The 26,796-nt window shown below is 70.9% G+C and carries 26 protein-coding genes and 2 pseudogenes; 18 read left to right on the plus strand and 10 right to left on the minus strand.

Annotated elements, in window-relative coordinates:
* Positions 1 to 20 precede the first annotated feature (20 nt).
* Positions 21 to 203 carry an SHOCT domain-containing protein gene (locus tag V4Y03_RS34020; RefSeq protein WP_443079907.1) on the minus strand — a complete coding sequence of 61 codons (183 nt, stop codon included), beginning with the start codon at positions 201 to 203 and terminating at the stop codon, positions 21 to 23.
* Between the two features lie 217 nt (positions 204 to 420).
* Here V4Y03_RS34020 and V4Y03_RS32085 point away from each other — a divergent pair, with 217 nt between their 5' ends.
* Complete coding sequence (locus tag V4Y03_RS32085) at positions 421 to 1,167, plus strand: ABC transporter ATP-binding protein (protein ID WP_332437519.1); 747 nt, start codon at positions 421 to 423, stop codon at positions 1,165 to 1,167.
* A 2-nt stretch (positions 1,168 to 1,169) separates the two neighbouring features.
* Entirely contained in the window at positions 1,170 to 4,106 is a 2,937-nt protein-coding gene (locus V4Y03_RS32090; protein WP_332437520.1) for an FtsX-like permease family protein, read from the plus strand.
* Positions 4,107 to 4,294: 188 nt separating this feature from the next.
* Here the strand turns inward: V4Y03_RS32090 and V4Y03_RS32095 are convergent.
* Positions 4,295 to 6,030 (minus strand): annotated as a pseudogene (locus V4Y03_RS32095) (SulP family inorganic anion transporter).
* Positions 6,031 to 6,385: 355 nt separating this feature from the next.
* Here V4Y03_RS32095 and V4Y03_RS32100 point away from each other — a divergent pair.
* Positions 6,386 to 6,873 (plus strand): annotated as a pseudogene (locus V4Y03_RS32100) (transposase family protein); the annotation flags it as partial.
* A gap of 17 nt (positions 6,874 to 6,890) precedes the next feature.
* Here V4Y03_RS32100 and V4Y03_RS32105 read toward each other — a convergent pair.
* Entirely contained in the window at positions 6,891 to 7,187 is a 297-nt protein-coding gene (locus V4Y03_RS32105; protein WP_317872807.1) for a DUF2188 domain-containing protein, read from the minus strand.
* On the opposite strand from V4Y03_RS32105, the gene V4Y03_RS32110 reads away from it, so the two are divergent.
* Entirely contained in the window at positions 7,186 to 7,326 is a 141-nt protein-coding gene (locus tag V4Y03_RS32110; protein WP_332437521.1) for a hypothetical protein, read from the plus strand. The two genes, V4Y03_RS32105 and V4Y03_RS32110, sit on opposite strands and share 2 nt — an antisense overlap.
* Here V4Y03_RS32110 and V4Y03_RS32115 read toward each other — a convergent pair.
* From V4Y03_RS32115 to V4Y03_RS32125, 3 genes are all read right to left on the minus strand, one after another.
* Positions 7,304 to 8,425 (minus strand): glutamate--cysteine ligase, encoded by a 1,122-nt coding sequence (locus V4Y03_RS32115; RefSeq protein ID WP_332437522.1) that lies wholly within the window; start codon positions 8,423 to 8,425, stop codon positions 7,304 to 7,306. The two genes, V4Y03_RS32110 and V4Y03_RS32115, sit on opposite strands and share 23 nt — an antisense overlap.
* Before the next feature lie 154 nt (positions 8,426 to 8,579).
* Positions 8,580 to 8,753, minus strand: coding sequence for a CsbD family protein (locus V4Y03_RS32120; RefSeq protein ID WP_332437523.1), 174 nt, complete (start codon positions 8,751 to 8,753; stop codon positions 8,580 to 8,582).
* 41 nt (positions 8,754 to 8,794) lie between these two features.
* Positions 8,795 to 8,953 (minus strand): hypothetical protein, encoded by a 159-nt coding sequence (locus V4Y03_RS32125; RefSeq protein WP_332437524.1) that lies wholly within the window; start codon positions 8,951 to 8,953, stop codon positions 8,795 to 8,797.
* A gap of 385 nt (positions 8,954 to 9,338) precedes the next feature.
* Between V4Y03_RS32125 and V4Y03_RS32130 the strand changes: the two genes are divergently transcribed.
* From V4Y03_RS32130 to pspAB, 6 genes are all read left to right on the plus strand, one after another.
* Positions 9,339 to 10,028 (plus strand): HemK2/MTQ2 family protein methyltransferase, encoded by a 690-nt coding sequence (locus V4Y03_RS32130; protein WP_332437525.1) that lies wholly within the window; start codon positions 9,339 to 9,341, stop codon positions 10,026 to 10,028.
* Positions 10,012 to 10,338, plus strand: coding sequence for a CDGSH iron-sulfur domain-containing protein (locus tag V4Y03_RS32135; protein WP_443079908.1), 327 nt, complete (start codon positions 10,012 to 10,014; stop codon positions 10,336 to 10,338). The genes V4Y03_RS32130 and V4Y03_RS32135 overlap by 17 nt, the downstream gene beginning before the upstream one ends.
* Complete coding sequence (locus V4Y03_RS32140; RefSeq protein ID WP_332437526.1) at positions 10,335 to 11,381, plus strand: iron-containing redox enzyme family protein; 1,047 nt, start codon at positions 10,335 to 10,337, stop codon at positions 11,379 to 11,381. Before V4Y03_RS32135 ends, V4Y03_RS32140 begins: the two co-directional genes overlap by 4 nt.
* 345 nt (positions 11,382 to 11,726) lie before the next feature.
* Positions 11,727 to 11,882 carry a DUF6131 family protein gene (locus V4Y03_RS32145; RefSeq protein WP_317872800.1) on the plus strand — a complete coding sequence of 52 codons (156 nt, stop codon included), beginning with the start codon at positions 11,727 to 11,729 and terminating at the stop codon, positions 11,880 to 11,882.
* Between the two features lie 483 nt (positions 11,883 to 12,365).
* Complete coding sequence (gene htpX / locus V4Y03_RS32150) at positions 12,366 to 13,277, plus strand: zinc metalloprotease HtpX (protein WP_332437527.1); 912 nt, start codon at positions 12,366 to 12,368, stop codon at positions 13,275 to 13,277.
* A 28-nt stretch (positions 13,278 to 13,305) separates the two neighbouring features.
* Positions 13,306 to 13,962 carry a PspA-associated protein PspAB gene (gene pspAB, locus V4Y03_RS32155; protein WP_332437528.1) on the plus strand — a complete coding sequence of 219 codons (657 nt, stop codon included), beginning with the start codon at positions 13,306 to 13,308 and terminating at the stop codon, positions 13,960 to 13,962.
* 210 nt (positions 13,963 to 14,172) lie between these two features.
* Here pspAB and V4Y03_RS32160 read toward each other — a convergent pair whose 3' ends face one another.
* Positions 14,173 to 15,465 (minus strand): MFS transporter, encoded by a 1,293-nt coding sequence (locus V4Y03_RS32160; RefSeq protein WP_332437529.1) that lies wholly within the window; start codon positions 15,463 to 15,465, stop codon positions 14,173 to 14,175.
* A 188-nt stretch (positions 15,466 to 15,653) separates the two neighbouring features.
* Here V4Y03_RS32160 and V4Y03_RS32165 point away from each other — a divergent pair, with 188 nt between their 5' ends.
* The 8 genes from V4Y03_RS32165 to V4Y03_RS32200 all read left to right on the plus strand — a co-directional run bounded on the left by V4Y03_RS32165 (position 15,654) and on the right by V4Y03_RS32200 (position 22,364).
* The gene (locus V4Y03_RS32165; protein WP_332437530.1) at positions 15,654 to 15,977 is read left to right on the plus strand and encodes a rhodanese-like domain-containing protein; all 324 of its coding nucleotides are present in this window, start codon (positions 15,654 to 15,656) and stop codon (positions 15,975 to 15,977) included.
* Positions 15,978 to 16,062: 85 nt separating this feature from the next.
* Positions 16,063 to 17,451 (plus strand): MBL fold metallo-hydrolase, encoded by a 1,389-nt coding sequence (locus V4Y03_RS32170; protein WP_317872795.1) that lies wholly within the window; start codon positions 16,063 to 16,065, stop codon positions 17,449 to 17,451.
* A 323-nt stretch (positions 17,452 to 17,774) separates the two neighbouring features.
* Positions 17,775 to 18,356, plus strand: coding sequence for a rhodanese-like domain-containing protein (locus V4Y03_RS32175; protein WP_317872794.1), 582 nt, complete (start codon positions 17,775 to 17,777; stop codon positions 18,354 to 18,356).
* Positions 18,353 to 19,246 (plus strand): sulfite exporter TauE/SafE family protein, encoded by an 894-nt coding sequence (locus V4Y03_RS32180; RefSeq protein WP_317872793.1) that lies wholly within the window; start codon positions 18,353 to 18,355, stop codon positions 19,244 to 19,246. The genes V4Y03_RS32175 and V4Y03_RS32180 overlap by 4 nt, the downstream gene beginning before the upstream one ends.
* A gap of 76 nt (positions 19,247 to 19,322) precedes the next feature.
* Positions 19,323 to 19,565 carry a metal-sensitive transcriptional regulator gene (locus V4Y03_RS32185; protein ID WP_332437769.1) on the plus strand — a complete coding sequence of 81 codons (243 nt, stop codon included), beginning with the start codon at positions 19,323 to 19,325 and terminating at the stop codon, positions 19,563 to 19,565.
* Positions 19,566 to 19,765: 200 nt separating this feature from the next.
* A complete protein-coding gene (locus V4Y03_RS32190; protein ID WP_332437531.1) occupies positions 19,766 to 20,392 on the plus strand; it encodes a CBS domain-containing protein in 627 nt (208 codons plus the stop codon).
* 336 nt (positions 20,393 to 20,728) lie between these two features.
* Positions 20,729 to 21,352 carry a CBS domain-containing protein gene (locus V4Y03_RS32195; protein ID WP_332437532.1) on the plus strand — a complete coding sequence of 208 codons (624 nt, stop codon included), beginning with the start codon at positions 20,729 to 20,731 and terminating at the stop codon, positions 21,350 to 21,352.
* A 22-nt stretch (positions 21,353 to 21,374) separates the two neighbouring features.
* A complete protein-coding gene (locus V4Y03_RS32200; protein ID WP_332437533.1) occupies positions 21,375 to 22,364 on the plus strand; it encodes an Acg family FMN-binding oxidoreductase in 990 nt (329 codons plus the stop codon).
* Between the two features lie 34 nt (positions 22,365 to 22,398).
* Here the strand turns inward: V4Y03_RS32200 and V4Y03_RS32205 are convergent, their stop codons facing one another.
* The 3 genes from V4Y03_RS32205 to V4Y03_RS32215 are packed head-to-tail and all read right to left on the minus strand — an operon-like array spanning position 22,399 to position 26,638.
* Positions 22,399 to 24,789, minus strand: coding sequence for a glycoside hydrolase family 65 protein (locus V4Y03_RS32205; RefSeq protein WP_332437534.1), 2,391 nt, complete (start codon positions 24,787 to 24,789; stop codon positions 22,399 to 22,401).
* Positions 24,786 to 25,559, minus strand: a complete 774-nt coding sequence (locus V4Y03_RS32210) for an HAD family hydrolase (protein WP_332437535.1) — start codon at positions 25,557 to 25,559, stop codon at positions 24,786 to 24,788. The genes V4Y03_RS32205 and V4Y03_RS32210 overlap by 4 nt, the downstream gene beginning before the upstream one ends.
* Positions 25,559 to 26,638, minus strand: a complete 1,080-nt coding sequence (locus V4Y03_RS32215) for a zinc-dependent alcohol dehydrogenase family protein (protein ID WP_332437770.1) — start codon at positions 26,636 to 26,638, stop codon at positions 25,559 to 25,561. The genes V4Y03_RS32210 and V4Y03_RS32215 overlap by 1 nt, the downstream gene beginning before the upstream one ends.
* Positions 26,639 to 26,796: the final 158 nt, after the last annotated feature.

Genomic DNA, 26,796 nt, shown 5'->3' on the forward strand with positions numbered 1-26,796 from the left:
ATCCCGGCCGGTCACGGGTTTCACGGTTCCCCGCCGCGCAGGGCGGTCAGGCGCCGACGGTACTCCTCCTCGTCGATCTCACCGCGCGCCAGTCGCTCGCCCAGGATCTGCTCGGCCGACGTCGCGGGCCGGGACCCCGACGGCCGTTCCCCAGGGCGGGCAATGGTGCGGAGGAGCATGGAGCGGTCGACAGCGTCGCGCACGACTACACGTGGGGATTCGTCCTCCTCGCCGTTACTGCGACCGGCGCGGGAACCCTGGCAGCCACCGCTGTCCGGCGACGCTCCCGGGCGGGCGCAGACGCCTGACCATGGTGGCGAAGCCGCTCAAACGGTCCTCGCGGTGACCCGACGATTGGGCCGTTCGGCCCCCTTCCGGGTCTGGGTGGCCCGTAGCCGCCGGTTCCCTCCGGAGGTTGGTATGGAAGACATGAACGCCGGCCAGGGACTCCTCGTCGCCACCGGGGTCCGGAAGATCTACCGGACGGGCTCCGTGGAGGTCACGGCCCTGCTCGACCTGGATCTCCTCGTGCGCCACGGGGAGATGGTGGCGGTCATGGGACCGTCCGGCTCCGGGAAGACCACGCTCCTGAACTGTCTGTCCGGGCTCGACGACATCGACGCCGGCCGGGTGGAGGTCGACGGCCACGACCTGTTCGCGATGTCGGACGCGGCGCGCACCGAACACCGGGCCCACACCATGGGCTTCGTCTTCCAGGCGTTCAACCTCATCCCCGTCTTCTCCGCGGTGGAGAACGTCGAACTTCCCCTGCTCCTCGTGGGCACCCGGACGCGTGAAGCACGTCGCCGGGCGCTGGACATGCTTGACCGGGTGGGCCTCGGCCACCGGGTCGAGCACCGGCCGAGCGAGATGTCCGGGGGTGAACAACAGCGGGTGACCATCGCGCGCGCCCTCGCCGGCCGCCCGGCCATCGTGTGGGCGGACGAACCCACGGGCAATCTCGACAGCGCCATGGCCGACCAGGTCATGGACCTGCTGTGCGAGCTCAACCGGGACGAGGGCCAGACGATCGTCCTGGTCACCCACGACAGCGCCATCGGCGCGCGCGTCCCCCGACTGATCCGCATGCATGACGGGCAGCTGGTCGACGACGTCCGCCGGACCGTCACGGACCGAGCCCCGATCCCCGACGCCCCCTTGGGCTGACCATGTACCCGGATCTCCTCATCCCACTGCTCGCCGCCTTGGCGCTCGCTCTCGCGGCGCTGGTGCTGGTCGCCGTCCGGCAACCGGTGTCACGGCGGCTGGCCTTCCGGCAGGTCGCCCGCCGACGCACCGAGGCGGCACTGGTGATCGGCGGATCGATGCTCGGAACGGCCATCGTCATCGGGGCCCTGGTCGTCGGCGACACCCTGAACTTCTCCGTACGGCAGGAGGCGTACCGGACCTTGGGGCCCGTGGACGAACGTGTCGTAGCACCCCCCGGCCCGACCGGACGCGCCGTGACGCAACGGATGGCCTCCCTGGCGGGCGATCCCGACATCGACGGACTGCTGAACGCCCAGGCCACCCAGGCATCGGCGGTCAGCGGTGCCGGCGACCGCACGGTCGCCGAGCCACGCGTCCTGGCCTGGCAGATGGACTTCGACAAGGCGGCGCGCTTCGGCTCACCGGGTGGAGACTCCGGACTCGGCGGGCCGAACCCGAAGCCCGGCCAGGTCGTGGTCAACGAGCCGCTGGCCCGCTCCCTGAGCGTGAAGGCCGGTGATCCGGTCACGCTGTACCTGTTCGGAGCTCCGGGGACGTACCGGGTCGAGCGTGTGGTGCCGGAAGCGGGCCTGGCCGGTGTAGGCCTCGGCGGCAGGATGAACCGCGACGTGTTCCTGGCACCGGGGACCCTGGACTCCGCCGCCCGGGCCGCCGGTGCGGAACCACGCTCGGTCACCTTCGTCTCCAACCGAGGCGGCGTCGAACGCGGCGAGGCCCTGACCGGCCAGGTGACAGCCGACATCCGGCAGGCTCTGGGCCCCCTCGCCGGGCAGACGGAGATCGAGACGCCGAAGCAGACGGTCCTGCGCGACGCGAAGCAGGCCGGGAACTCCCTCGGCGCGCTGTTCCTCATGATCGGCAGTTTCAGCATCATCGCCGGCGCGCTGCTCCTGGTGAACATCTTCGTGATGCTCGGCGAGGAGCGGAAGTCCCAGATGGGCATGGTGCGGGCCGTGGGGATGAAGCGCTCGCGGCTCGTCGGGTCGTTCACGCTCGAAGGGGCGACGTACGCGTTGCTGTCCGCGCTGCCGGGCGTGGCCATCGGGGTCGCCGTCGGCTGGGGCGTCGCCGTGGTGGCCGCGCAGATCTTCCAGGGCTGGTCGGTCGGCGGAAGCAGCATCCGCATCGCCTTCGCGATCACTCCCACGAGCGTCCTGAACGGTCTGGCCATGGGCCTGCTCATCGCCTTCGCCGCGATCCTGGCCACCAGCGTGCGCATCAGCAGGTTCAACATCATCGCCGCGATCCGCGACCTCCCCACCACACCCGGCCAGGGACCGCGCCGCCGGCTGCTCGCGGTCTCCACCGCCCTGGCCGTCCTGTGCGCGTTCGTGGCCGTCCCGGCCGTGGCGCGCAGCCAGCCCGACGCGACGTACCTCATGCCGGCGCTCGCGCTCGCCTTCGCCACCCCGGCGCTCCTGCGGGTTCTCCCCCGTCACACGGTCACCACCCTGGTCGCGGGAGCCGTCCTCGCCTGGACGCTCCTGGCACCTGTCATCCGCCCCCGGATCTTCGACACACCCTCGATGTCCGTGTACGTCATCCAAGGCGCCCTGGCCGCCTTCTCCGCCGTGGTGCTCGTCAGCGACAACCAGAAGACCCTGCTGCGCCCCGTACGACGGCTCCTCGACCGCCCGTCCGAGTCCGGTCTGGCGGCGCGGCTCGCCGTCGCGTACCCGCTGGCCAAGCGCTTCAGGACCGGCGCGACGCTGGTGATGTACACGCTGATCGTGTTCGTCCTGGTACTCCTGACGGAGATCTCGGGGATCATCCGCGCCGGCGTCGACGGAGTCGTCGCCGACGCCACCGCCGGATACTCCCTGCGACTGGACTACAACCCGCAGGTCGCCGGCGACCGGCTGCTCGCCGATCTGCGCGGCGGCCCGTCGGCCGCCGGGATCGCCGACGTGACACCGCTGCTCAACGCCACAGGGCGGGCCACCGATCCGGGACACCGCAGCCCCCGACCGCTCGACGCCGCCGTCGTCGGAGTGCCCGACGACGCGATCACCGGCATCACCTTCCGGGAACGGCTGCCCGGCCTGGCCAACGATGCCGCAGTGTGGCACGCCCTCTCCGCCGACCCCCGCTACGTCGTGCTCGACGGCTTCTTCGGCAGCACCGGCGGCCCGGCCGGCGACTTCTACGACCCCGGCGACACCCTCACCCTGACGGATCCCCGGACCGGCCACAGCGAACAGAAGGTCATCGCCGGTGTGCTCAGCAACGGGTTGGTCTTCTACCCGGGCACCGGGGCCAGTTCGACCACCTACCCCGTGGTGTTGAGCGAGCAGGCGACGCGCGAGCTCTTCGGCGCCCAGGCCCAGAACGCCTCCGCACTGGTGAGAACCAGCCCCGGCACCTCCCCCGACGCCCTGGCGACCCGACTCCAGGGCGAGAAGCTGTCGTCCAGCCTGGTCGCCACGCCCATCGAGTCGGACATACGCCGCCAGTTCGACTCCAGCACCGCCTTCTTCCGCCTCATGCAGGGCTTCCTCGCCCTCGGCCTCGGCGTGGGCATCACCGGCCTCGGCGTCGTCATGGTCCGCGCCGTACGCGAACGCCGCCGCACCATCGGCATCCTGCGGGCTCTCGGCTTCCGGGCACGGACGGTCCAGCGGTCCTTCCTGTGGGAGAGCTCCTTCATCGCCGTGGAGGGAATCGTCCTCGGATCGCTGCTGGGCGTACTCACCACCTGGCTGATGTACAGCAACAGCGCCGCATTCGAGGGCCTCGAAGGAGGATTCCCTGTCGAATGGACCAGCATCTGCGGCCTGGCGGCAGCCACGTTCGCCGCGTCGCTCCTGGCCACGATCGGGCCGGCGCGCCGCGCGGCCGCCATCCGCCCCGCGCTCGCGGTCCGCGTCACCGAATGAAGAGCACCCCGTCTCGTACGGCGCTGCGGGGCCGGCCTCGGCTCCGAGCGGAACGCGCCGGCGCGCACTCAGCGCCCGGGTTCGCCCGCTGAGGTCAGAGTGAGGCGAGTTCTGCTTGCCCCGGGTGGTAGATGAGAACCCCGCGAGCCTCACTGCGCTGCCCAGTAGTGGCTGAGGGGCGGTGCATCCTAGTCAGGAGAACCGTCTTCGCGGGTGCGGTGCCAGTCCTGGTACGCGGCCACCGCCGTGGGCAGTGTGGGGAAGATCAGATCGGCACCGACCGACTCGGCCAGCCCGTAGGCGACGAGATCGTCGCGCAGATCCTGTTTCACGCGCGCCATCGCGAACACGATGCCTCGCGCGGACAGTTCACGGCGCAGCTCGTCGACGGAGTCCAGCCCGGTGATGTCCACCTCCACATTGGCCTCGGTATTGAGCACGAACCAGTGGACGGGCCCGGACTGCTCCGCGACGGCGGCGAGTGCACGGCGCCGAAAGTTCTCGGCGTTGGCGAAGAACAGCGGCGAGTCGTATCGGTAGACGAGAAGCCCAGGAATCGTACGCGCCTCCGGATAGTCGTCGACGTCGTGCATGCCGGCCACGCCGGGCACCAGCCCCTGGACGGCATCGTGCGGGCGCGCGACCCGCGTCAGCAGCTCGGCCACCGACAGACCGACCGCCACCAGCACCCCGTACAGAATGTCCAGGGACAGCACACCGCACAGGCAGCCGACGGCCAGCAGGAGTTCCCTGCGACGGAAAGAGGCCAGCCGCCGGAAGCCTGCCAGGTCGATCATCTTGACGGCGGCGTAGATGACGAGGGCGCCCAGCACCGCAACCGGAGTGAGGCTCAGCAGCGGGCTGAGGAACAGCAGTACGGCCAGAACGGCCGCGCCGGCGGTCAGCGCGAGTACACCTGACTTCGCGCGCCTGTGGAGTCCGCCAGCGCGGTGCGGCTGGCACTGCTGCTCACCGGGAACCCGCTCAGGACGCCCGCGCCGAGGTTCGCGGCGCCCAGGGCCAGCAACTCCTGGTTGGCGTCCAGGCTCCCGACCTCGTCGCCGGTGGCGAAGGCACGCGCGGTGAGGATGACATCCGTGTAGCCCACGAGGAGGAGACCGAGCGCCGGAACCATCAGCCGAGACAGCTCGTCGACGTCCGGCAGAGCCGGGTGGGGCAACCCCGCCGGTACGTCTCCGATCACGGCGATGCCGTGCTCGTCCAGGCCGAACACCGCCACCGCCGCGGTTGCGAGCCCGACCACCACCAGCGGCCCAGGCACCGCATGCAGAAAGAACGGAAGGGCGAAGAGGAGGACGAGGGCGGTGACAGCGACGGCGATCGTCGCGGGCCGGGCCTCGGGGAGGTTCTGTACGAAGGACACCAGCTGTGGAAGGAAGCCTGACCCCGTGGTGCTCACGCCCGTCGTCTTCGGCAGCTGATCCACGATCATGATCAGCGCCACACCCGCGAGATAGCCGACCAGGACCGGCCGCGAGAGGAGATCGGCGACGAAGCCGAGCCGGGCTGCCCACGCCACCACGCACAGCACCCCGACCGCGACCGCCAGCGCGGCCGCCAGTACGGCATATCGCCCAGGATCCCCGGCGGCGAGCGGCGCGACAACGGTCGCGGTCATCAGCGCGGTCGTCGACTCCGGCCCTACCGACAACAGCCTCGACGAGCCGAGCAGCGCGTACAGCACCAGAGCGGGCAGAATCGCCCACAGCCCGGCGACGGGCGGCAGCCCCGCCACGGTCGCGTACGCCATGACCTGCGGCACGAGATACGCCACGACGGTCACACCCGCCAGCAGGTCGCCGCGCAGCCAGGAGCGCTCGTAGCGGGCGAGGGCAGCGATTCCAGGCGCTCCGGGTACCAAACGGCGCCACCCCGGATCGCCGTGTCGGGCGTGCTGCGACATGAGGCTCCTCTCCCTCACCGCTTCAAGACCTCACGGACTCTGTCACGGCCACGAGAACCGCAGGTCCCACCACGCCGCCGCCCACTTGCTCCAGGCGCGTCTCGCGGACCATTCGCGGTCCAACGTCCTCCACGTCTGCGTCCCCGCGTCTCAGGGCACCGCCAGAACCTGGTTCGTCGTGCCCAACGATCCGTCCCGCGGACGCCGCCAATCGGACGTGGAGCGGCAGCCGGCCCGGGTTCAACGGGTACGACGGAGCCTTTTCCAACCTGCCGGTGTGGCTGGCAGGTTGGGGCACCCTGCTCGAGGTGAACGACGAAGCTCCTGGTGGACGGGTTCACGACCAAGATCACCCGTGCCGACCAGGAGCTTTGTTTACCCATCGGCGATCGATCTGTCCAGCGCGCACCTTCGTCACCTTGCCCGGTACCTGGCCGCTCACCGCCGCAAGCTCGGCACCCGATGGCGTCGCATCACGCCGAGCCGGCAGGCGCTTCTGGTCCTGGCTCACCTGCGCTGCGGCGACACCTGCGCTCAGCCGGCCGCCGCGTTCGGCATCGGGATCGCGACCGTCTACCGTTACGTCAGCGAAGCGATACAGGTCCTGGTCGCACTCGCCCCCAGCCCGGCCGAGGCGATACGGACCGCACGCCGGCCGGCCTTCGTAATCCCCGACGGGACGCTCCTCCCGATCGACCGGATCGCCGCCGACACCCCGTACTACTCCGGCAAGCACAAGCGCCACGGCATGAACGTCCAAGTCCTCACCGACCCATTTTCGGAAGGCTGCCGTGGGCTTCGCCCGCGCTCCCCGGTCCGGCATGCCGCACGGCGGCGGCCAGGACAGGAAGCGCGCTGCCCTAGAAGAGGCCCCCGCGTTCCCCTGCCCTGCGGCCACGTTCATCGGGGGATGCCGCGGGGGCGTCGCCGTAGGTGTAGGCGGTTCTGATGTGCCCGTCGCGGGCATGAACGACGACCTGTGCGGGGGTGTGCTCCTTGGCATGCCGGCGTGCGGAGTCGATCGCGTCTCTCTGGGTCCGGTGCGGCTCGTGCAGCAGCCGGCGGCCTTCCCTGCCCTCGACCTGCCACTTCACCCCCGCGGCCGCCGCCCGCTCGCCGGACGGTGCGACGTGGTAGACGGTCCGTTTCGCAGCCATGATCCTTCTCCTCGCCTTCCAGGCGGACGCCCGGCGCCGGAGCGCCGCCGCCCGCTACGAAGCCGGCTTCGTGGCCTGGGGCTTCCTCGCGCCCGCCTCCTTCGTCGGTTCTGGCATCAGGCTCGGGAGTCGCTCGTGATTCGCGCGCACTGGGTGACCACCGAGGCGAGACTGCCATGCGTACGCAGGAGCTCGCGCTGGATGCGAGCCCCATTGCCCCCTTCCAGCAGACCCGCGACGCCTTCGCGGACCCGTTCGTCGTCGCCGCTCTCGACCAAGGCGTCCCGAACATGGGCGTACAGCGCCCGGACGACCTCCGCCGCCGACGCCTCCTTCATGGTTTCGGGATGGAGGAGGGGGCCGTCCACACCCGAACGGCCGGCCTGCCATGCCGCCAGCCGCAACAGGTCCGTGCTGACGCGGGAGGGCGGATCTCCTTCGCGCCAAGCCTTGGCGGCGGTCTCGACGAGGGCGCGCACCAAGGCGGCGAGGAGTACGGGCGTCGACGCTTCGAGGCACACGTCCGCCACTCTGACTTCCACCGTGGGGTAGGTCGCGGACAGCCGGGCGTCGAAGTAGACCATCGCCTCGTCTCGCAGGACTCCGGTGTCGAGCATGGCACGGACCTGCTCGTGGTAGCGATCGGCCGAGCCGAAGACGTGCATGGGGCCGGCCGAGGGCAGCCTGTTCCACACCCGGCTGCGATAACTCGCGTACCTGCTGTCCTGCCCCTGCCAGAAGGGCGAGTTCGCGCTCATCGCGGTCAGCACGGAGAGCCAGGGCCGGATCCTGTCCAGTACGGCGACACCTTCCTCGTCAGACTCGACCGAGACGTGGACGTGACAGCCGCAGGTGAGTTGCTCCTGCGCGGTCAGGCCGAACTGTTCGCCCAGCCACGCGTATCGCTTGCCCGCGTTCAGCGAGGGCCGGGCGGGGAGCGGGGAGGTAGCGAGGGCCGCCACGACGGCGCCTGCGGACGCGGCGTGCCGACAGGCCTCGACGCGGCACCGGGTGACTTCATCCCCGAGTTCGCCCATCTCCGTCACCGGTTTGGTGGCGAACTCCACCTGTTCCTTCTGCAGTTCCTTCTCGAAGGCGTGTCCTGGCGCGCCGTCACCGCGCGGCCGCTGCCCTGCGGACCGGTCCGCAGCCGCGAGGACAGCGCCGACCAGAGCGAGGGGCTCCCCACTGCGGGCATGCACGAGAAGCAGCTCTTCCTCCACACCCACGCTTCTCATCCAGCCACCGCCGTTCGCCCCTCTCCTTGAGCGGGAGGACATGCCGTTTCAGGATGGGCACCTCCTCGGCGTTCGGGGGCGAACAACTCTTCGCCGACTCACCGTGCTCGGCACCCACCGCGGCTCCTCGACCACGGCTCACACCGCTGGCGGGTCAGCCCTTGAAGACGTCCTTGACCTTCTCCTTGGCCTGGCGGGCGTCCCCCTTCGCCTTCTCCGCACGTCCCTCGGCGGTCATGCGTTCGTTGCCCACCGCACGGCCCGCCGTCTCCTCGAGCTTGCCCTTGGCCTGCTCGGCCTTGGCCCGGCCCTTCTCCTTGCCCGACATGACCGACCACTTCCCTAGCGAATTAGAACTATCCGTACATATTAGTTCTGACCGGGCATGCCTTTCGAGAAACCTGACGAAGCACCGTTCCGCACCACCGTGCCGAACGAGAGACCCAACACGGCGAGCCGGGCGATGCCGAACGCCGTCGCGGTCCGCCACACCTGACCGGACAGAGCGAACAACCGCTCGATTTCCACCCTGGCCACCTGGCACCCCCGAGACCGTCCCCGAGCCGCTGCCCGAGCCCGCACCCGCACCCGCCCTTGCGACTCCAGCCAGGAATACGTGTGGTCGGAGAAGTCGCAGCCCCCCTGCGCCCACCGTCCGCGGCCCGCCAACGCACCGACAGGTGATGCGGACGCACCGAGCAAGCGGACGACGTAGCTCCGCGCGACAATGGAGCAGTGTCCTGACACGAAGGAGTCCCTCCCGTATGTCGGCGGCCGAGCAAGGCGGGCGACCCCGTTCCCTCCGAGTCGCAGGAAACGGCGAACGCCGGTGAGGGGGTCGCGATCCCGGACACTCGTTTCCTCGTCATCGACGACGTTTCCCACCCCGACGGCCCCAGAGATCCGGAGGCTCATGGTGCCCACTACGGCTCTGCGCTTCGGCACGCCTCCCGGACGGCTCATCGCCCTGCCTGGCGTCTACCGCCCGCAGGCCGACACCAGGCTCCTCGCGGAGGCTCTCTCCCACGAACGGATGGACGCCGGCACCGCCGTGCTGGACATCGGCACCGGAACAGGTGCTCTCGCCCTCTCCGCAGCGCGTACCGGGGCCCGAGTCGAAGCGGTCGACGTCTCGTGGCCCGCGGTCATCGCGGCCGGCCTGAACGCCTTCCGGCAGGGACTGCCACTGAGAGTGATGCACGGCGATTTCGCGACCCGTACCCAGGGCCGACGCTTCGATGTCGTCCTCACCAACCCGCCCTACGTTCCCTCGGTGAGCCCCCGGCCGCCGTCGCACGGGGCGGCCCGCGCCTGGGACGCCGGCCCCGACGGGCGGAGAGTCATCGACCGCGTCTGCGCGTGTGCGCCGGCCTTGCTGCGACCCGGCGGGGTCCTGCTGATGGTGCACTCCGGGATGTGCGGTCCACCGGCCACCGTGGCCCGTCTGGAAGCGGGCGGGCTGGCCGCCGAGGTGACGGCGCGTGCCTCGGTCCCGTGGGGTCCGGTACTGCGTGCGCGGCGGACCTGGCTGCGGAGGCAGGGCCTGGCGGGCGACGGCGACGAGCGCGAGGAACTGGTGATCATCCGTGCCGCGCACCCCTGACGGTGCGGCGCCGGGCTCCATCACCGCGGCGGCCGTCGAAGCACCCTCCGCCGCGGCCCCGTCGGCCACCTCCGCGACCACCCCGATCCCCTCGCGTCCCGCCCGCCGGATCGCCATCGACCCGCAGGGCCCGATCCTGATCGAGGGCCCGGTGGAAATCGTGCTGGCCGACGGAACTCTCGCCCGATCCGATCGGTTCATGGTCGCGGTCTGCACGTGCCGCCGCAGCCGTGCGTATCCCTGGTGCGACACCAGCCACCGATCCCGCGAGCGAGCCGTCGCGCCCACCGAGGACGGGAGACCCCGATGACCCCTCCCAGCCCGAGCGCCCCGGAAACCACCACCGGCCCCTGTCTCGCCGCCGCGCGGGGCGACCTGTCGAGCGCCGTGGAGAGGGCCTTGCGGACCGACCGGCCGCCCGCGTACACCGAGGCCAGCATCCGAAGAGCGGACCCTTGGGGAGAAGACCTCCAGCTCGCGCTGTACCTGCTGTACGAACTCCACTACCGGGGCTTCGAGCGCGTCGACGACGATCGCGAATGGGACCCGGACCTGCTCCGTCTGCGGCAGGAGTCGGAATCCCTGTTCCTCGACGCGCTGCGCGCCACACTCACCGGTGGGCCCCGATCCGTCGAGGATGCCTTCGCCCCGCTGCTCGTCGAACAGGTGAATCCGGCCGGCAGCGTCACCCACTACCTGGAATCCGAGGGTGAGCTGTGGCAGTTGCGCGAGTACGCCGCCCTGCGCTCCCTCTACCACCTCAAGGAGGCGGACCCGCACGCCTGGGTCATCCCGAGGCTGACCGGCCGAGCCAAGGCCGCGATGGTGGCCGTCGAGTACGACGAGTTCGGCGCCGGTCACCCCGAACGCATCCACGCGCGGCTCTTCGCGGAACTCATGACCGACCTCGACCTGGATCCGACCTACGGCCACTACCTGGACCACGCCCCCGCCCCGCTGCTCGCCACGGTCAATCTCATGTCCCTCTTCGGACTCCACCGGGCCCTGCGCGGAGCCCTGGTCGGCCACTTCGCCTGTGTCGAGGTCACCTCGTCTCCCGGCTCCCGGAGGCTCGCCAAGGCCGTGCGTCGCTGCGGCGCGGGGCCGGCCGCCGAGCACTTCTACGCAGAGCACGTCGAAGCGGACGCCGTCCACGAACAGGTCGTACGCCGTGAGGTCATCGGAGGTCTCCTCGCCGACGAACCCGCACTGGAGCCGGACATCGCCTTCGGGTGCGCGGCGACCGTCCTGCTGGAGGACGAACTGGGTGCCCACCTGCACGAAGCCTGGGCGTCGGGGCGCTCAGCGCTCCGCAGTCCCTTGCTGCCTACGGAGCCGAGGAGCCGAACGTGACCGGCCTCGACGGCTTCACCGACGTGCTCGACTACCCGATGTACGCCGTCACGGCGGCAGCACACGGCGAGCAGGGCGGCTGCCTGGTGGGCTTCGCGTCACCGTGCTCGATCGAGCCGCCCCGTTTCATGGTGTGGATCTCCACCGCCAACCGCACCTCACGCCTCCCACCTCGCCGTACACGCCCTGCGCCGCGACCAGAAACAGGTCGCCGACCTCTCCCCAGGACACCCGGCCTGAGATCACGGTGCCGGACCGTCCCCGGCCGAAGCTCCGGTCCCGCAAGCCACGAGCGGAAGTGACGCCTACGCTGAGAGGGAACCTTCAGAGGAATCGGAGGACTCCATGATTGTCCTCGGCATCATCTTGCTCGTGATCGGCCTCGTGGCCGGCATCGGTATTCTCTGGACCATCGGGATCATCCTCGTGGTCATCGGCGCCATCCTCTGGATCCTCGGCGCGGTCGGTCACAAGGTCGGCGGACGCCGGCACTACTGGTAGTGACGGCCTGACGCCTTCCTCCTCGGGCCGGCGGAACGACTCGTTCAGAACGTGTTGCGAAGCCGCAGCCCCTCCGGACGGCCGTCCGGATCGACCAGGACGTGGTCCGATGCCCCGGCCCGACGCAGCGCCTTGAGATACCCCCGTGCGATGCTCCGCTCCCCGTCGGGGGCGAAGGGCACCCGAGCAGCAGTCGGTTCGGATACGTGCGCAGCACCTGCACGGTGTGCGTGCCGCACGGAAGCGCCACCACGGCCGCTGTACGGCGACGGCCTCCGAGACACAGGGCCGGGCCCTGTCTCGGAGGCTGCGAGGGCACTGCCGACGCGCCGTCCGCCGACGCTGCCGCATCTGCGGTACCCACGCCGGCCGTGAAGCGGTGCTTTCGCCTTCCTGGCCGCACGGAGGACACTGGCAGAGGGGGAACGTGTGGAGTGCGCCTGCGGGCCGCCCGGACCCGCAGGCCCGGAAGAGGGTGCTCGGATGCCCAGAACTCGGCCACGATCGCGTTACGCCCCGGACCGGGGGCTCTCCGCCCGTATGGCGACCACGATGTTCTTGATCGGACTGCTGTACGTGGTCTTCGTCGGCGCCCTGCTGGTACTTCTGCGCGGTTCCTGGCCCGTCATCCTGCTGGTCGCCGGTGCCCTGTTCATCGCGCAGTTCTGGTTCAGCGACAAGATCGCCGCCGTAGGCATGGGCGCGCGCGAGGTCACCCGGGAGCAGGCTCCGGAGCTGCACGGCACCGTGGACCGGATCTGCGCCCTCGCCGACATGCCCAAGCCGAAGGTGGCGATCGCCGACAGCGACGTGCCCAACGCGTTCGCCACCGGACGGGGCGAGAAGACCTCTCTGGTCTGCGTCACGACCGGGCTGCTGCGGCGCCTGGAGCCGGCGGAGCTGGAAGGCGTCCTGGCCCACGAGATGTCTCACGTGGCGCACCGTGACGTCGCGGTGATGACCATCGCCTCGTTCCTCGGCGTCCTCGCCGGAATCATGACCCGTGTCGCGCTCTACAGCGGACTCGGCCGGAGCCGCGACAGCAACATGGCTGCCGCCGTGATCCTCATCCCTCTCGTGAGCGGAGTGATCTACGTGGTCAGTTTCCTGCTGACCCGCGTACTCTCCCGATACCGCGAACTGGCGGCCGACCGGGCTGCCGCGCTGCTCACCGGCCAGCCCTCGATGCTCGCCTCCGCACTCGTCAAGGTGACCGGCAGCATGGGGAAGATCCCTACTCGCGACCTGCGCAAGGCTGAGCCGTACAACGCCTTCTGGTTCGTGCCCGCCTTCGCCTCGGAGGAGAGCCTGAGCCGACTGCTGTCCTCCCACCCCACCCTGGAGCAGCGACTCGACCAACTCGCCCGGATCTCGGACCAGCTGGGACAGGCGTGAGGGGCCCGGACTGGAAAGGGGCAAGGCTGTGGGAATCCTCGACAGCGTTTTCGGGCGCAGCAAGGTGCTACGGCCCGACCTCGACCGCCTCTTCGCGCTGCCCGCCGCCGCCCTCACCCTCCAGGCGGGCACCGGTTTCGCTCCGACCGGCGCGGGATCCGTCTGCTTCTCGGGGGTGGAGGGCGGCTCCTTCACCCGTCTGAAGGAGGAGGTACGGGACCTGCTCGACGTGGACGCGGTCGGGGGCGGTGCGCGTGGCGCGAGTGGAGCCGCCGCCCCAGCCTCGTTCTCTCGGGACGCGTACGGCTACACCTGGCTCGTCGCCCGCCGCCCCGCCGACGACGTGGTCACACTGGTCAATGACCTGCACGCGGTCAACACCCTGCTTCAGGAGGCAGGCTTCGGACCCCACCTGCTCTGTTCCCTGACCGCGTTCCGCGCCCCCGTGCACGCACACGAACTCGCCCTCGTCTACCTCTACAAGCGCGGCACCTTCTATCCGTTCGCACCCCGCACCGATCGCCGTGAGGCCCGCGACAACGCCCTGGAGCTCGAGGTCCGAGCCCTCCTCGCGGGCGACCTCCCCATGGAGCCGGACCTGGAACGCTGGTTCCCCTTGTGGGGTGCTCCGGGGCTCGGCGGCGGGGACGGCCGCGTCGAGAGCATGCCGCGTACGGATACCTGAGAGGCACCGATCCGCATAGCGACAACGGCAGCGCATCGGCGAGGGGCTGGGGCTGCGGCCGTGGCGGTGGCGGTGGCGGTGGCCAGGACGAGATGCCAGGTGCCGCCTTGCGACACGGGGGTCCGGCCCACGTTGCCGGGGATCGTCGGGACTCCGGTCCGCAGGGTCGCCGGGCTTGCCGGCGGGAGTGGGAGCGAGGGCGCGCGGGGGTCACTGCCGTTCGGGGCGGTCGGTCATCCAGCGGGCGGCCAGGAGGCCCGAGATCGCGGTGAGGGCGGCGGCGGCGAGGACCGTGGCGTTCAGGCCCAGCGCGTCGGCGAGGATGCCGGCCGTCAGGGCGCCGGCGGCGTAGCCGATGTCGCGCCAGAAACGGTACGTGCCGAGGGCGTGGGCCCGCCAGGAGGGGTGGGCGTGGTCGGAGACAGCGGCGATGAGCGCCGGGTAGACGAGTGCGGTGCCGAGGCCCAGGCCGACGGCGGAGAGGACTCCGGCGAGAAAGGGGCGGTCGAGGAGTACGAGCGCGAGGAGGAGCGCCGCCGCCTGGACGAGCATGCCCGTCACGACGAGCGGCTTGCGGCCGACCCGGTCGGCGAGGTGGCCGGCCGGGATCTGGCCGATGCCCCACAGGAGCGGGTAGAGCCCCTTGATCAGGCCGATCGCTGCGATGCCGAGTCCGTGGTCGGCGAAGAGGAGCGGAAAGACGCCCCAGGTCAGGCCGTCGTTGAGGTTGTTGACCAGGCCCGCCTGACTGGCCCCGCGCAGGGACCGGTCCCGCCATGACGTACGGGCGAAGGTCTCCTTGAAGGACGGCCTGCCGTTCTCGCCGCTCGGTGGCGCCGGGTGGCGGGAGAGTTCGAGGGCCAGGTGGGCGGCGGTGTCCTTGGCCAGGAGGGACAGTCCGAGACCGGCGGCGAGGAAGACCACGCCGATGAGCTCGGGGGCGGGGCGCAGCCCGTAGTGGGTGGCGAGATAGCCGGTGAGCAGGGCGGTGGCGCCGACCGAGACATAGCCGGCGGCTTCGTTGAGGCCGGTGGCGAGCCCCCGGCGGGCGGGCCCCACGAGGTCGATCTTCATGTTGACGGTCATCGACCAGGTCAGCCCCTGGTTGACGCCGAGCAGGACGTTCGCGGCCACGATCCACCACCACGAAGGCGCCCAGGCGAGGACGAACGGCACGGGCGCGCCGATCAGCCAGCCCGCCAGCAGGAGCTGCCTGCGCCGGAAGCGGGCGGTGAGCACGCCGGCGGCGAGGTTCGTGAGTGCCTTGGCGAGGCCGAAGGCGACGATGAACGAGAAGACGGCCAGGTTCCCGGCGAGCCCGAAGACCTCGGTGCCGATCAGGGGGACCGTCGTCCGCTCCAGACCGACGAGCGCCCCGACCGCCGCCGTGACGAGGACGAGCAGGACGAACTGCGCCCTGTTCTCCCGAAGGCCCAGCCGCACGGTGCCGGGCGAGGGGGTGACAGGGGGTGGGAGCCGCCTCGCCGTGATCCCTCGTGCCATCTCGCTCTCCCCTATCCATTCCGATAACCGCAGACCACCATACCCCCATGGGTATTTTTACCCTCCCCTTCAACGGAGGATCGGACTGTGACGCTCGATACCCCTAGGGGTATTTGACTTCCCTCGCCGCCCCTGTCTACAGTCGGCGGCGTAAGTACCCCGGGGGGTATCCGAAAGGGTGATCTTCCATGCGTGAAGTGGATCTGGACGTCTTCGCCTCCGAGCTGGCGGAGGGCGCCTTCGCCATCGACGTACGAGAACCGGACGAGTACCGCGACGGCCACGTACCCGGGGTCCGCCCCGCACCGCTCTCCGAGCTCGGCGCCCACCTCGCCGCGTTCCCCGCCGACCGTCCCGTCTACGTGATCTGCGCCAGCGGCAACCGGAGCGCCTGGGCCGCGGAGCACCTGGAGGCCGTCGGCGTCCGCGCGGTCTCGGTCGCGGGCGGCACCTCCGGGTGGGCCCGTACCGGCCGCCCGATCGTACGCGGCACGGACGCCCGGGCCGCCTGAACGGCCGGCCTCCCACCCTCACCGCACTTCTTCCCGTCTCGCGGGGCTCCGCTCCGCGCCCGCTTTCTCCGTCGAAAGGTTCGCCGTGTTCTTCGCCCAGTACTACCTCGACTGCCTGTCCCAGGCGTCGTACATGATCGCCGACGAGAAGACCGGTCAGGCGGTCGTCGTCGACCCCCGCCGGGACGTGTCGGAATACCTCGCCGATGCGCGGGCGCACGGGTTCACCGTGGTCGGCGTCATCAACACCCACTTCCACGCGGACTTCGTCGCGGGCCACCTGGAGATGGCCGACGAGACCGGTGCGTGGATCGGTTACGGCTCCCGTGCCGAGACGGAGTACCCGATCCGTCACCTCGCCGAGGGAGAGCGGATCGCCCTGGGTGACGTGGTGCTGGAGGTCATGGAGACCCCGGGTCACACCCCGGAGTCGATCAGCGTCCTCGTCTACGAACACGCCGACGACGCCGTCCCGTACGGGGTCCTGACGGGTGATGCCCTCTTCATCGGTGATGTCGGCCGCCCCGACCTGCTGGCATCGGTGGGCGTCACGGCCGAGGAGCTGGGCAGGATGCTGCACGACAGTGTGCAGAACAAGCTGATGGGCCTCGCGGACGAGGTCCGCGTCTTCCCCGCCCACGGCGCCGGCTCGGCCTGCGGGAAGAACCTGTCGACGGAGAAGTCCTCCACGATCGGGGAACAGCGGGCCACCAACTACGCCTGCGCCCCGATGGGCCGGGAGGAGTTCGTCGCGCTGGTGACGGCGGGACAGTCCGCCGCACCGGGCTACTTCGCCTACGACGCCGACCTCAACCGCAAGGAGCGGCCCCTGTACGACTTCGCCGCCACGGCCCGTCCGCTGTCCCTGGAGGAGTTCACCGGGCTGCGGGCAGGTGGCGCGGTGGTGGTCGACGCGCGTGATCCGCAGGAGTTCGCGGCCGGGCACCTGTCCGGTGCGGTGAACGTGCCGGCCGACGGCCGGTTCGCCGAACAGGCCGGCACCGTCCTGGACCCCGCGGAGGAACTGGTGGTGATGGCGCCGCAGAACCGGGAGGAGGAGGTCGTCACGCGACTCGCCCGCATCGGCTTCGACCGTGTCGTGGGCTACGTCCGCAACCCCGAGGACGCCCTGCGGGTGCTGGAGAGCGAGGTCACCCCCGCCAGCCGCCTCACCGCCACCCACCTCAAGGCCGCCCTCGCCGGAGACAACCCGCCGCTCGTGGTGGACGTCCGCACCTGCGGCGAGCGCGAGGCCAACGGCTTCATCCCCGAGGCCCTGCACATCCCGCTGAGCGAACTGCCTTCCCGGATCGGCGAACTCCCCTCCGACCGGCCGCTGGTCCTGCACTGCGCGGGCGGCCACCGCTCCTCCATCGCCGCCAGCCTCCTGCGCCACCGCGGCATCGAGGACGTCTCCGACATCCTCGGCGGCTGGGCCGCCTGGGCCCTCGCGGCCGAATCCGCCGAGGTCTGAGCGCACCCGACCGCTCACGAACCGCCGTCGGGCGCGGGTCATCCGGGTTCTTCCCGCCGTGCACCGACGGCCCGCAGGGGAGCCGGGGCCCCACTGCTCCGCGCCTCTCACCCGCGGTGGAGCCGGGGGCCGCACTGCCCCCGCTCTCCCAACCCGCGGAAGAGCCGGGAGCCGCACTGCCTCCGCCGCTCCTCCGACCCGTCGTGGGCGGGGCCGCCCCGCCCCGCCCACGACGGACCCCTTCACCCTCTCCGCCCGGGCCGCCGCCACAACCCCCGGCCCTCTCGCACACCCCCACCCCTATACGCCTTCCGGAGTCACGCATGAGCGCCGAGCGCACCATCCAGTCGATCACCCCCGCCGTCCTGCACCGCCTTGTCCAGGAGGGCCGTGCGCCACGCCTGCTCGACGTGCGCACCCCCGGCGAATTCCGTACCGCCCACATCCCCGGCTCGTACAACGTGCCGCTGAGCACCCTGCGCGAGCACCGCGCGGAGCTCCGTTCCCACCTGGACGAGGAGGTGGTGCTCGTCTGCCGTTCCGGGCAGCGGGCGAAGGAGGCCGAGCAGGCCCTCGCCCAGGCCGGTCTGCCCAACCTCCGTGTCCTGGAGGGCGGGATCATCGCCTGGGAGGCGGCGAGTGCTCCCGTGAAGCGAGGCCCCGAGCGGTGGGACATGGAGCGCCAGGTCCGCCTCGTCGCGGGCTCGGTCGTCCTGGCCACCGGACTCATCGGCATCGCCGTCCCCGGTGCCCACCTCGTCGGTACGGCGATCGGCGCCGGCCTGACCTACGCGGCGCTGAGCAACTCCTGCGCCATGGGCGTGCTGCTCTCCAAGCTCCCCTACAACCGCGGCCCGCGCACCGACGTCCGCAGCGTGATCGCGGAGCTGCGGAGCGCGTCATGACCGCCCTCATCGTCGCGGTCTCCCTGCTCATCGGCGTCAGCCTGGGCATCCTCGGCGGCGGCGGGTCCATCCTCACCGTCCCCATCCTGGTCTACCTCGTCGGACAGGAGACCAAGGAGGCCATCGCCACCTCGCTGTTCGTCGTCGGCGTCACCAGCCTCGCCGCCCTGGTCCCGCATGCCCGCGCCCATCGGGTCCGCTGGCGGACCGGCCTGCTCTTCGGCGCCTTCAGCATGGCCGGCGCCTACGCGGGCGGCCGGGTCGCCGAGTACATCCCCGGCACCGTCCTGCTCATCGCGTTCGCGCTGATGATGCTCGCCACCGCCTACGCGATGCTCCGCAAGCCGCGTGACGGGGCGAAGAAGGCACGGCCCGCCCACAGTGACCTGCCGCTGAAGCACATCGCGGTCGAGGGCCTCGTCGTCGGCGCCGTGACCGGCCTGGTCGGCTCCGGCGGTGGGTTCCTCGTCGTTCCGGCCCTGGCCATACTCGGCGGACTGCCGATGGGCATCGCGGTCGGCACCTCGCTGCTGGTCATCGCGATGAAGTCCTTCGCCGGACTCGCCGGCCACCTCTCCGGCGTCTCCATCGACTGGGGCATCGCGATGACCGTGACCGTGGCGGCTGTGATCGGCAGCCTGATCGGCGCCCGCCTCGCCGGACGCATCCCGCAGGACGCGCTGCGCAAGGCGTTCGGCTGGTTCGTCGTCGTCATGGGTGTCTTCGTCCTCGCCCAGCAGCTGGACACCGCCGTCTGGACCCACCCCGCCACCTGGGCCGTACTCGGAGCCGGGGCGACGGTCGCGGTCGCCACCCGACTGCGGAGGCACTCAAAAACGTCGCGCCCTCAGCCGACAATCCGTGTCCACCAGGACGCGGCACCGAAATAATGTAGAGACGCATGCTCCAAGGCGTGCCCGGTGGGGGTGAAGGAGGAGAATTCCTGTGCAGGTGGACGAAGAATCGATGAGGCCGGTCCTGAACCGGCTCAGGCGGGCGCAGGGGCAGCTGGCCGCCGTGATCGCGATGGTCGAGTCCGGCCGGGAATGCGAGGACGTCGTCACTCAGCTCGCGGCCGTCTCCAAGGCCCTGGACCGGGCCGGATTCAAGATCGTGGCGAGCGGAATGCGCCAGTGCCTCGCTGAGGGTTCCCAGACCCCGCCCATGACGCAGGAGAAGCTGGAGAAGCTCTTCCTCACCCTCGCCTGATCCTTCTTCCCTCCCGGCCGAACAGGGAGAGGGAAAAAGCCGCTCGGCCGGTCCAGAAGCAGGACGAGAGGGCCATCCGGCCCTCCTCACCATCGGCCGGTGAGGGGAGACTCGGTAGGGAAGACCCTCAGGAGGCCGCATGAGGCCGTGTCGCTCTCCGGCGTCGTGCGACCGCCCCGCCCAGTATTGCGGAGAACACGATGCCCTCCTCGAAATACACCGTCAGTGACGTCATGACCCACACCGCCATCGCCATCGGACGTGACGCGCCCTACAAGGAGATCGTCGCGCTCCTGGACCAGTGGAAGGTGAGTGCCCTGCCCGTTCTGGAGGGGGAAGGACGGGTGATCGGGGTCGTGTCGGAGGCCGATCTGCTTCCGAAGGAGGAGTTCCGCGTCGACGAGCCCCGCCCGGACGAGTTCCCCGCGGCGTCCAAGGCCGGCGCCGTACGGGCCGGGGAACTCATGTCCAGTCCGGCCGTGACCGTCCACCCCGACGCGACACTCGCCGAAGCGGCACGGATCATGGCGACGCGGAGGGTGAAGCGCCTGCCCGTGGTCAACGGCGTCGGCATGCTGGAGGGCGTCGTCAGCCGGAGCGATCTGCTGAAGGTGTTCCTCCGTACGGACGCCGAGATCGAGGAGGACATCCGCCACTCCGTGCTCGGCGAGGCGGCGGCGCCCGTGGGGCTGGATGTGAGGGTCACGGACGGTGTGGCCGTGATCGGTGGGACGTTCTCCGACCGATCACTGGTGCCGCTGGTGGCCCGCGCCGTGCGGGCTGTGGAGGGCGTCGTCGACGTCCGCATGGATCTCGATGCCCCTTGAGAGGCTTCATGACGGACAACCCTGGTGGGCGCGGGCACGTACCCGACCGACGGCAGGGGTCGCCTCGGGTACCACCCGCTGCCGGATTCCACGCGCGCGCGGACCGACAGGGTGCCGCCCAGCCGCTCGGCCCGCCCGGACAGGGTGGGGGCGACCACGGACAGCGGAAGGAACGGGTTCTTCCTGGTCAGCAGCCGGGCACGGGCGGGTACCCGCCATACGAGTCCGTTCGGGCCTGAGGGTGGACCATTCGGCCCTCGCCGCCCCCGAGCGTGCGGTGGAGGGTGGTGTCACGGGACAGCACACCGGCCGAACCCCCGAACAGGAGGCGCGCTGATGAAGCACATGAAGGTCGGCGGCCTGATGAGCGACGACGTGGTCTCCGCCGTCCCCGCGACCTCGTTCCGGGAGGTGGCGAAGCTGCTCGCCGAGCACGACATCAGCGGGGTCCCCGTCCTGGACGACGACGACCATGTCGTCGGAGTCGTCTCCGAGAGCGACCTCCTGGCCCGCCACGAACTCACCGCGCGGGAGCTCATGACCACGCCGGCCGTCACCGTTCACGCCGAGGAGACGGTGGCGGACGCCGCACGGCTGATGGTGCGCCGCGGAGTCGAACGCCTGCCCGTCGTCGACGAGGAGGAACGACTGGTCGGCATCGTGACCCGCCGCGATCTGCTCTGTGTCTACCTCCGCCCGGACGCGGAGATCCGCCGCCGCATCCGTGAGGACGTCCTCACGGACGCCATGGACCTGCCCGAGAACACGGTGGACATGCACGTCCTCGACGGCGTGGTGACGCTTGAGGGCCGCGTCCGGCGGCGGAGTCAGGCCCTGACGCTCGTCGGACTCGCCGAACGCGTCGACGGCGTCGTCGCCGTCATGGACCGGCTGTCCTTCCACGAAGACGACACACGTGTCACATCCCCCACCCTGACTCCCCACGACGTCTCCTGGTAACCCACCGCAGACAGGACGAACCGTGCCCACCACCGCCCTGACCCGACCACTCGTGACGTCGCTGATCGAAGACGCCGTCACGGCTCCCTCCATGCACAACGCACAGCCCTGGAAGTTCGTCCACAGGACGAGCACCGGAGTCATCGAACTGCACGGGGATCCGCTGCGCGGCATGCCGCACGAGGACCCGGACCACCGCGCCCTCCACCTCGGCTGCGGCGCCGCCCTGTTCGGCCTGCGCGTCGCCGCCGTGCACCGGGGCCTGCACCCCGTGGTCCGACTGCTGCCCCATCCGGACGCCCCTTGGCATCTCGCCGACGTACGCGTCGATGGCCCCGACGACGCCGACAGCGAACTGGGCATCCTGCATGACGCCCTGTCGCGCCGGCACACCAGCCGCTTCCCCTTCACCGAGGAGCGGATCCCGACCGAGGTGATCGACGGTCTCCGTACCGCGGCCTTCCTGGAAGGCTGCCGACTCGTCGTACCGGGAGCGTGGCACACCGACACCGTCATGGATCTCGTCCACGCCTCCGAGCTGTTCGAGGCGGCGGACGAGGCCGTACGCGCGGAGATCGCCGCCTGGACGCGCACGGGGGCGGCCGGGGAAGGCCCCGGCACCGAGGGCATCCCCTCGTACGCCTTCGGCCCGCGGCAGTACGACGTGACCTCCCCCGTCCGGGACTTCGGCGCGCCCCGCCAGGTGCCCGGCCGCGCCTCGGCGCGCTTCGAGAAGACGCCGCAGCTCGCACTGCTCGGCACGGTCGGCGACACCCCGGAGGATTGGCTGAAGGCAGGTCAGGCCATGGACCGGGTTCTGCTGCAGGCCACTCTCGACGGCCTTGCCACCTCCCTCATGTCCCAGCCGCTGGAATGGCCCGAGCTCCGTTCCGACGCACGCGATCCCGGTTCGACGATCGGCTTCGTCCACATGGTGTTCCGTCTGGGCTACGGCCCCCATGGGCGGGCCACACCGCGCCGTCCGGTCTCCGAGGTGCTCGCCTTCGACTGAACCGCTCCTCCCGGATCCCGGACGAATCCACTTCTCACAGACGGAACCAGCGCTCCTGGCCGGGTAGGACGGTCACCCTCCGGTCGCCAGGGAGAATGACGGCGAGCGGGCCCGCCGGCGAGGCGGGAACCCGGATGGCCAGCCGACCGGGAAGTACCCGCAGGCTCACTCCTCGATGACGGCCGACGCACAGGGTGAAGGTGAACCTGGGGATCTCCGCCAGCGGCACCGGAGCCACGCGAAGGCCCTCCGGCCCCGTTTCGAGGCCGGTGATCCCGCGTTCGACGAGGTCGACCGTGCCGGCCATCGCGCCGAGATGGATGCCCTCGCCGGTCGTTCCGCCCTGGACGTCGGCCACGTCGGCGAGCAGGGCCTCCTCGCAGTACCTCCAGGCATCGGCACCCATCTGCCGGGCGAGCACCCAGCCGTGGACGAGGCTGCTGAGCGTCGAGCCGTGGCTGGTGCGCCGCAGGTAGTAGGAGACGGTCGCCCGCCACACCTCGTCGTCCAACGGGTAGCCGAGCCGGCCGAACAGGCCGTGCAGCTCCTCGGGCCGGAAGAGGTAGCCGAGCATGAGGGTGTCGGCCTGCTTCGACGCCTGGTAGCGGTTGACCGTGTCGCCCTCGGCCTCCAGGATCCGGTCGAGTCGGCGTATGTCGCCGTAGCGGGCGCGGTACGCCTCCCAGTCGAGCTCCGCGAGGTCCCCGTATCCCTCGAACTGGCTCACGACACCCTGGTGGAACGGCACGTGGAGGCGGCGGGAGACCTCTTCCCAGTGAGCGAGTTCGCCGTCGTCCAGCGCCAGTTGCTCCGAGAGTTCCGCGCGTCGGGCCGCGGGCAGTTCGCCGAGCAGGTCGAGGCCGCGGGCGAGCACCCAGGCGGCGGTGGCATTGGTGTAGGCGTTGTCGTCGATGCCCGGGGTCGCGGCGTCGGGATAGGCGTCGTGGTATTCGTCGGGTCCCATGACCCCGCGGATGCGGTAGCGGCCGAGCTCCGGGTCGAACGTGGCGGCCCCGGCCCAGTACCGGGCGACCTCGAGGAGGATCTCCGCCCCGGCGGAGTGGAGGAATCCACGGTCGCCGGTGGCCTGCGCGTGCCTCCAGACGTTGAACGCGACAGCCGAGCCCACATGCCGCTGGAGCCGGGAGTGGTCGGCCAGCCAGCGCCCTGAGCGTGGGTTGAGGTGCAGGGCCTGGGTCTCCTCCCGACCGGAACTCGCGCTCTGCCATGGGTACATGGCTCCCCGTCGGCCCGCGAGGCGGGCGGCCTCACGGGCGGCCGGCAACCGCCGATGCCGGTACATGAGCAGCGCCCGGGCCACCTCGGGGAAGTGGAGGTCGAGGTAGGGCAGGACGAAGAGCTCGTCCCAGAACACGTGCCCCCGGTACGCCTCACCGTGCAGACCTCGCGCGGGAACGCCCACGTCGAGGTCCGCCGTGTGCGGCGAGAGCGTCTGCAGCAGGTGGAACACGTGCAGCCGCAGAATACGGCCCGCCTCTCCCGGCACGGACAGCTCGCCCTGCTCCCAGACACGCTGCCAGGCCGCCTTGTGGGCGGAGAGGAGCCGGGAGAAGGAAGGAGCGCGAGCGATCACGTCGGTGGCCGCCGAGAGCGGTTCGGCGGCGGGCCGGTCCATCGAGGTGCGCAGTGCCAGGGTCTTCACGACCCTCGCCGTGCGGCCGGGGCCGACGGGCATGCGGTACGTCTGTACGGTGCCGGTCCCGGTGGCCGTTTCCCGCACGGGCCGCGCCGGGCTGGTGACCGTGCGCACGGCCATGGCGACGCTGATGCCCGGGTCGGCGGTACGGCAGGAGATCCACGCGACACCGTCGGGCTCGAATCCGGTCCGGTGGTCCGTGAGGTGACGCCCGTCGAGGTGCCGGTAGCGCTCCACCCCGAGGTTGGTGACCGTGCCGTCAAGGACGGAGCGCACCTCGACGGCGCCGCTCCAGCCGTAGGCGCGGAACACGGTGCACTGGGCCGCCAGCGCGGAGTCTCCCATGTGCACGATGCGGATGTGGCTGACGCGCAGGCCCCGCCCGAGGGCGTCCTCGAAGAACAGACGCCGGGTGAGCACACCCGCGCGGAGGTCGACACGGATGTCGCAGTGACGCAGTTGCCCGTCGTCGGGGGTCAGCCAGTCGCCGGCCGGCCCCACGTCCGGCAGGCAGCGGTAGCGCAGCAGCGTCCAGTTCGGAAGGTTGACGAGATCCTCGTTGTCGACCCGTTCGCCGGCGACGACCGAGGTGAGCCGGTCGTAGCAGCCGGCCAGGTAGGTCCCGGGGTAGTGCGGGCCTCCGGCCGGGCACTCGGGAGCGGAGCCCCGGGTGGCGAACCGGCCGTTGCCGAGCGTGCAGAGCGCTTCGACCAGCGGCTCGCGCGCCGGGTCGTAGTGGTCGTACGCCCACGTCCAGGCGGTGGTCATCCGCGCTCACCCCAGACGCTCCCGACCAGCGTGGTCAGATCGGGAACGACCAGGTCGGCACCCTGCTCCCGCAGGAGGGCGGTGGTGCTCCGCAGCGGGGTGCGGTCGACTCCGACGACGAGCCCGAAACCGCCGCGACGTGCCGCCTCGACTCCGGCGAGTGCGTCCTCGACGACCGCGGTCTCGCGCGGGCGGCTGCCGAGGAGGCCCGCCGCACGGAGGAAGAGCGCGGGATCCGGCTTCCCGGCGAGGCCGAGCCTGGCGGCGTCCCCGCCGTCCACGATCACCGTGAGGAGACTGCCGAGCCCCGCGCCATGTATCAGTGCCCGGGCATGCCGGGAGGCGGACACGGCGGCGCACGGCACTCCCGCCGTGCGGAGGGCCCCGAGAGCCGGCCGGACGTCGGCGAAGGCCGTGACGCCCTTCCGGCGGAGCAGATCGACGAATGCCTGTTCCTTGTGTGCCGCGACGGCCCAGACCGTGCCGTGGCCGGGGGCGTCGTGGGGATCTCCCGGTGGGAGGTGAAGGCCGCGGGCGGCGAGGAAGGCGGCGGCGCCGTCGTACCGGGACCTGCCGTCGACGAACCGGCGGTACTCGGCGTCCGCGTCGAAAGGCGGCTGGGGCCCGCCGCCGGGCGCCAGCCGGTCGAGGCAGGCGTCGAACGCGGTCTTCCACGCCTGCGCGTGCACGGCGGCCGAGTCGAGCAGAACGCCGTCGGTGTCGAGGACGACGCTCTCCGGCGGCCGAGAGCCAGGGCCTCGGCCGTTCATCAGGCCGCCGGCGCGTCGGGGACGCTCACGACCGTGTGCTGCGGGCCGCCCAGCGCGACCTTGATGGCGCCGGTCTCGGCCGCTCCGCCGAACACCTCGTACGCCTCCTCCATCTGCCCCAGCTCGAACCGGTGGGTGATCAGTTCCGCCGACGGCAGCCGCCCCGCGGCCATCATGCGCAGCAGCATGGGAGTGGACGAGGTGTCGACCAGCCCGGTGGTGATGGTGACGTCCTTGATCCACAGGTCTTCGAGGTGGAGGACCGCCGGCTTGCCGTGCACTCCGATGTTGGCGACCCTGCCGCCCGGCCGGACCATCCGCGTACACATCTCGAACGCCTCCGGGACACCGACGGCCTCCATGACGACATCGGCCCCGAGACCGTCGGTCAGATCCGCGACGAGCTGCTCGGGGCCTTCCTTCGCGTTCACCGTGGCGTCCGCGCCCAGGGCACGGGCGGCGTCCAGTCGCGACGCGGCCAGGTCGACGGCGACGATCCGGCTCGGACTGTAGAAGCCGGCCGTGGCGATGGCGGCGAGACCGATGGGACCCGCGCCGACGACGACCACCGTGTCGGCGGGGCGCACGGCACCGTTCAGAACCCCGACCTCGTAGGCGGTGGGGAAGATGTCGGCCAGCAGAACCGCGTCGGAGCCCCCGATCGAGTCCGGCAGCGGATGGACGGACAGGTCGGCGAAGGGCACGCGGACGTATTCGGCCTGTGTGCCGTCGACGGTGTGGCCGAGGATCCAGCCGCCTCCGCCGCGGCACTGCCCGTAGCGGCCTTCACGGCAGAACCGGCACCGGCCGCAGGCGGAGATGCAGGAGACCAGGACGCGGTCTCCCGGTCGCACCGAGCGGACGTCGCCGCCGGTCTCGACGACGGTGCCCACCGCTTCGTGTCCGAGGACCCGGCCGGGCGTCACCTCCGGCACGTCGCCCTTCAGGATGTGCAGGTCCGTGCCACAGATCGTGACGACGTCGACCCGTACGATCACGTCGGCGGGGTCCTCGATCCCCGGGTCGGGTACATCGCGCCAGGCGATCTCACCCGGCCCCTGGAAGACGAGCGCCTTCATCGCGTCCACCTGCTTTCTCTCGCGCGTAGCCTCGGTCCCCGTCACCAGGCTCTGTGGAACCCTCCGCCCGCACATGAGCCGGTCGGCCCCCGAAACGGGCCCGCTCGGACCCTCCGTACGGGCCGGTCCGGGTGTCACGTTGGGGACCGGTCCATGCC

This window comes from Streptomyces sp. P9-A4 (assembly GCF_036634195.1).
Taxonomy (GTDB): domain Bacteria; phylum Actinomycetota; class Actinomycetes; order Streptomycetales; family Streptomycetaceae; genus Streptomyces.